The sequence below is a fragment of the Rhodovulum sp. genome (genome assembly GCF_011048875.1).
Classification (GTDB): domain Bacteria; phylum Pseudomonadota; class Alphaproteobacteria; order Rhodobacterales; family Rhodobacteraceae; genus Rhodovulum; species Rhodovulum tesquicola.
In genome coordinates this window covers 1-3,463 of record NZ_DSDD01000272.1, presented here as the reverse complement: position 1 = coordinate 3,463, position 3,463 = coordinate 1, and the positions used below count along the sequence as shown (strand labels likewise).

Genomic DNA, 3,463 nt, shown 5'->3' with positions numbered 1-3,463 from the left:
TGATCGGGGCGCGGGTGTCGGCCAGAAGGCGGCGCGCCTCGCCGATCTTGCGCTCGGCCAGCAGGTCCGAGGCGCTGCGCCCGCAGGTCTGGTTGCAAGTCCGCGTCAGATGCGTCGACGTCACGCCCAGGTCGGCGGCATAGCCCGCGACCGATTTGGCGGTACGGAAGTCCTTTTCGACCAGCGCGGCAAAGCCCGCAACCAGCCGTCTTGCAGAGACGGGCACGGATGTCACATCCTCGGCCAGTTCGATCTGACGCTCCAGCCAGACCGAGATCAGCCCCGCATAATGCCGGATCGCTCGCCGCGCGCCCGGGCGCTTTTGTGTCAACTCGCGGTCCAGGCCGTCCAGAAGCCCCGTGATCTCGACCTGCACCTGGCCGTCGCGGATGCGCAGATGGTGGGGCGTGTCAGGCAGGTCCAGATCGGCCATTCCCGGGAACATCACCGCCGAGCCATAGATCTGGCCCGCCATCTCGAATCCATGCATCGTGCGCGGCGGGATGAAGATCGCGTTATGCGGGCCGTAGCCGCGGGTAACGCCGGCCACGGTGATCCGGCCCTGGCCCTTGGTGATCCATAGAAGCTGCGGCGCGGAATAGCTGCGCATCGCCTCTGCCCGCCAGCGGCTGCCCTGTGTCAGGCGCGGGAACGGCACGATCCGGATGTCGGGAAACAGGCTCATGCGACAACTCCGCTGGGGAGGGCGCGGCAAAAGGGGCGCGTGGTCAGAAGGGGCAGGTTCGAATCAGGCAACGATTGACCGATTCGTGCCGCAGCGTAAAGCGAAAGAGGTTGGATTCGTCTCCGTTTCCGCCGGGCCTCTGTCAGGTGGCGGCGACCCGTCGCCATGCGCCCAGCTTGGAGCGGAACCAGGTGCGCTGGCGTTTTGCATATTGCCGGGAGGCGATCTTGGCGGCCGCAACGGCATCTTCCAGCGCCAACTCGCCGCGCAGATGGGCGACGAGTTCCGGCGCGCCGATGGCCCGTGCCGACAGCAGCCGCGTATCCCAGCGCGGCAGGTTCGCGCGCACCTCGTCCAGCGCGCCGTCGGCGATCATCGCGTCGAAACGGGTGTCGATCCGGGCGTTCAGCCAGTCCTTGCGGGCGTCGATGACCAGCGGCTGGGCGGCGGCCAGTGGCAGAAGCGGCGGTGGCGTGGCATCCTGCCACTCCGCCAGCCCCCGGCCGGTGGCGTGCAGCACCTCCCAGGCGCGCTGTATGCGGACGGGATTCTGCCGGTCGATCCGTGCGGCCGTCGTGGCGTCCAGTTCGGCCAGCAGTCCCGCGGCATCGCCGGCGGCGATCCGCGCATCGGCCTCGGCCCTTATCGCGGGTGGGGTGGCCGGGATCTCGGCCAGCCCCTCGGTCAGCGCCGTGAAGTAAAGCCCGGTGCCGCCAACGATGATCGGCCGGTCAGGACCGGCAAGGATCGGGACCAGTTCGCGCAGCCAGTGGCCGACGGAGTAATCCGCACGCCAGCTGACATGGCCATAAAGCACATGCGGCGCACGGTTTTCCTCGTCGGGGCTGGGGCGTGCAGTCAGCACGCGCCAGCCCTCGAACACCTGCAACGCATCGGCATTCACGATGACGCCGCCCTGTTCCTCCGCGATTGCCAGCGCCAGCGCCGACTTGCCGCTGGCGGTGGGTCCGGCGATCAGCACCGGGCGGGCAGGATCGAGTTCAGGCAGCTCCATGCGGGCGGGGGCCTCGTTCTGCGTTGAACCTGTCGGCCTTTTCCGACATTTTGCGCCCGACACAAGAGAACGGGCAGAGGCAGACCCTATGAACGACACCGGCGCCACGCAAGCGAAGCCCACATACAGGCGGGTGATGCTGAAAATCTCGGGCGAGGCGCTGATGGGCGACCAGGTCTACGGGCTGCACCCGCCAACTGTGGAACGCATCGCCCGAGAGGTGAAATCGGTGCGCGACCTCGGCGTCGAGATCTGCATGGTGATCGGCGGCGGCAACATCTTTCGCGGGCTTCAGGGCAGCGCGCAGGGGATGGAGCGCACGACCGCCGATTACATGGGGATGCTGGCCACCGTGATGAACGCGCTTGCGATGCAGTCCGCTCTGGAAGGCATGGGCGTCTTCTGCCGGGTCATCAGCGCAATCCGGATGGACGAGGTTTGCGAACCCTATATCCGCCGCCGTGCCGTGCGCCATCTGGAGAAGGGGCGGGTCTGCATCTTTGCCGCCGGAACCGGCAACCCTTACTTCACGACGGATACCGCCGCGACGCTGCGCGCGAACGAGATGGCCTGCGAGGCGATCTTCAAGGGCACCAAGGTCGATGGCGTCTATGACAAGGACCCGATGAAGGCTGCTGACGCCGTGCGCTATGACGACATCACCTATGATGACGTTCTCGTGAAGAACCTCAAGGTGATGGACGCCTCGGCGATCGCGCTGGCGCGCGACAACGACCTGCCGATCATCGTCTTCAGCCTGGACGAGCCCGGCGGCTTCCACGGCATCCTTGCCGGGGAAGGCACCTATACAATCGTGCACAGTTAGCGTTATAGCAATCTCTGCGCGCGACAACGAACCAATCAGAAGAGTTCAGACCGATGGCGGATGACGAGCTGGAAATCGACCTCGATGATCTTCAGCGCCGGATGGACGGCGCGATGGGCGCACTCAGGCATGAATTCGCCTCGCTGCGCACGGGGCGCGCATCGGCCTCGATGGTCGAGCCGATTCAGGTCGATGCCTATGGCGTGCTGACGCCGATCAACCAGGTGGCGACGGTGAACGTGCCGGAACCCCGTATGGTGACCATCAATGTCTGGGACAAGGCGCTGGTGAACAAGGTCGAGAAGGCCATCATGGAATCGGGACTGGGGATCAATCCGCAGACGAACGGCACCATCATCATGCTGCCGATTCCCGAACTGAACGAGGAACGCCGCCGCGAACTGACCCGTGTGGCAGCCCAATATGCCGAACATGCCCGTGTGGCGGTGCGCAATGTGCGCCGCGACGGCATGGAACAGATCAAGAAAGCCAAGAACGCGGGGATGAGCGAGGATGATCAGAAGATCTGGCATGACGAAATCCAGGCTCTGACCGACAGGCATATCGCCCTGATCGACAAGGCGCTCGAAAGCAAGCAGCAGGAAATCATGCAGGTCTGAGACCTGCCGGGTCGCAGAGGGGGCGGCGTGGCCGTGAAGGACAACCAGCATACCGGCCCGGCCCACGTGGCGGTGATCATGGACGGCAACGGCCGCTGGGCACAAATGCGCGGACGCCCGCGCCTTTTCGGTCATCAGGCGGGCGCGCGGCGCGTGCGCGAGATCCTCGAGGCATGTCCGGAACTCGGCATCCACTACCTGACCATCTTCGCCTTCTCGACCGAGAATTGGAAACGCACTCAGGCCGAGGTGACCGGGCTGATGACGCTTTTCCGCCGCTACATCCAGAAGGAAGCGCAGTCGCTTCTGGACAATGG

General features: G+C 65.3%; 5 protein-coding genes. 3 read left to right on the top strand and 2 right to left on the bottom strand.

The window, feature by feature from the left end; all coding sequences use genetic code 11:
* Together ENN83_RS09645 and miaA are read right to left on the bottom strand one after the other, a co-directional pair.
* A partial coding sequence (locus ENN83_RS09645; protein ID WP_287186342.1) for an AraC family transcriptional regulator occupies positions 1-685 on the bottom strand: 685 nt, incomplete at its 3' end.
* Positions 686-827: 142 nt separating this feature from the next.
* Entirely contained in the window at positions 828-1,700 is an 873-nt protein-coding gene (gene miaA, locus ENN83_RS09640) for a tRNA (adenosine(37)-N6)-dimethylallyltransferase MiaA (protein WP_287186340.1), read from the bottom strand.
* Between the two features lie 88 nt (positions 1,701-1,788).
* Between miaA and pyrH the strand changes: the two genes are divergently transcribed.
* The 3 genes from pyrH to ENN83_RS09625 form a co-directional block, all read left to right on the top strand.
* The gene (gene pyrH / locus ENN83_RS09635; protein ID WP_287186337.1) at positions 1,789-2,526 is read left to right on the top strand and encodes a UMP kinase; all 738 of its coding nucleotides are present in this window, start codon (positions 1,789-1,791) and stop codon (positions 2,524-2,526) included.
* Positions 2,527-2,579: 53 nt separating this feature from the next.
* Positions 2,580-3,146, top strand: coding sequence for a ribosome recycling factor (gene frr, locus ENN83_RS09630; protein ID WP_287186334.1), 567 nt, complete (start codon positions 2,580-2,582; stop codon positions 3,144-3,146).
* Between the two features lie 78 nt (positions 3,147-3,224).
* Positions 3,225-3,463: undecaprenyl diphosphate synthase family protein (locus tag ENN83_RS09625; protein ID WP_287186345.1), on the top strand; the 239-nt coding region annotated here is incomplete at its 3' end.

Excerpts from the sequence above, each read along its gene's own strand:
- miaA (WP_287186340.1), bottom strand. The coding sequence starts at position 1,700 with ATGGAGCTGCCTGAACTCGATCCTGCCCGCCCGGTGCTGATCGCCGGA.
- pyrH (WP_287186337.1), top strand. The coding sequence starts at position 1,789 with ATGAACGACACCGGCGCCACGCAAGCGAAGCCCACATACAGGCGGGTG.
- frr (WP_287186334.1), top strand. The coding sequence starts at position 2,580 with ATGGCGGATGACGAGCTGGAAATCGACCTCGATGATCTTCAGCGCCGG.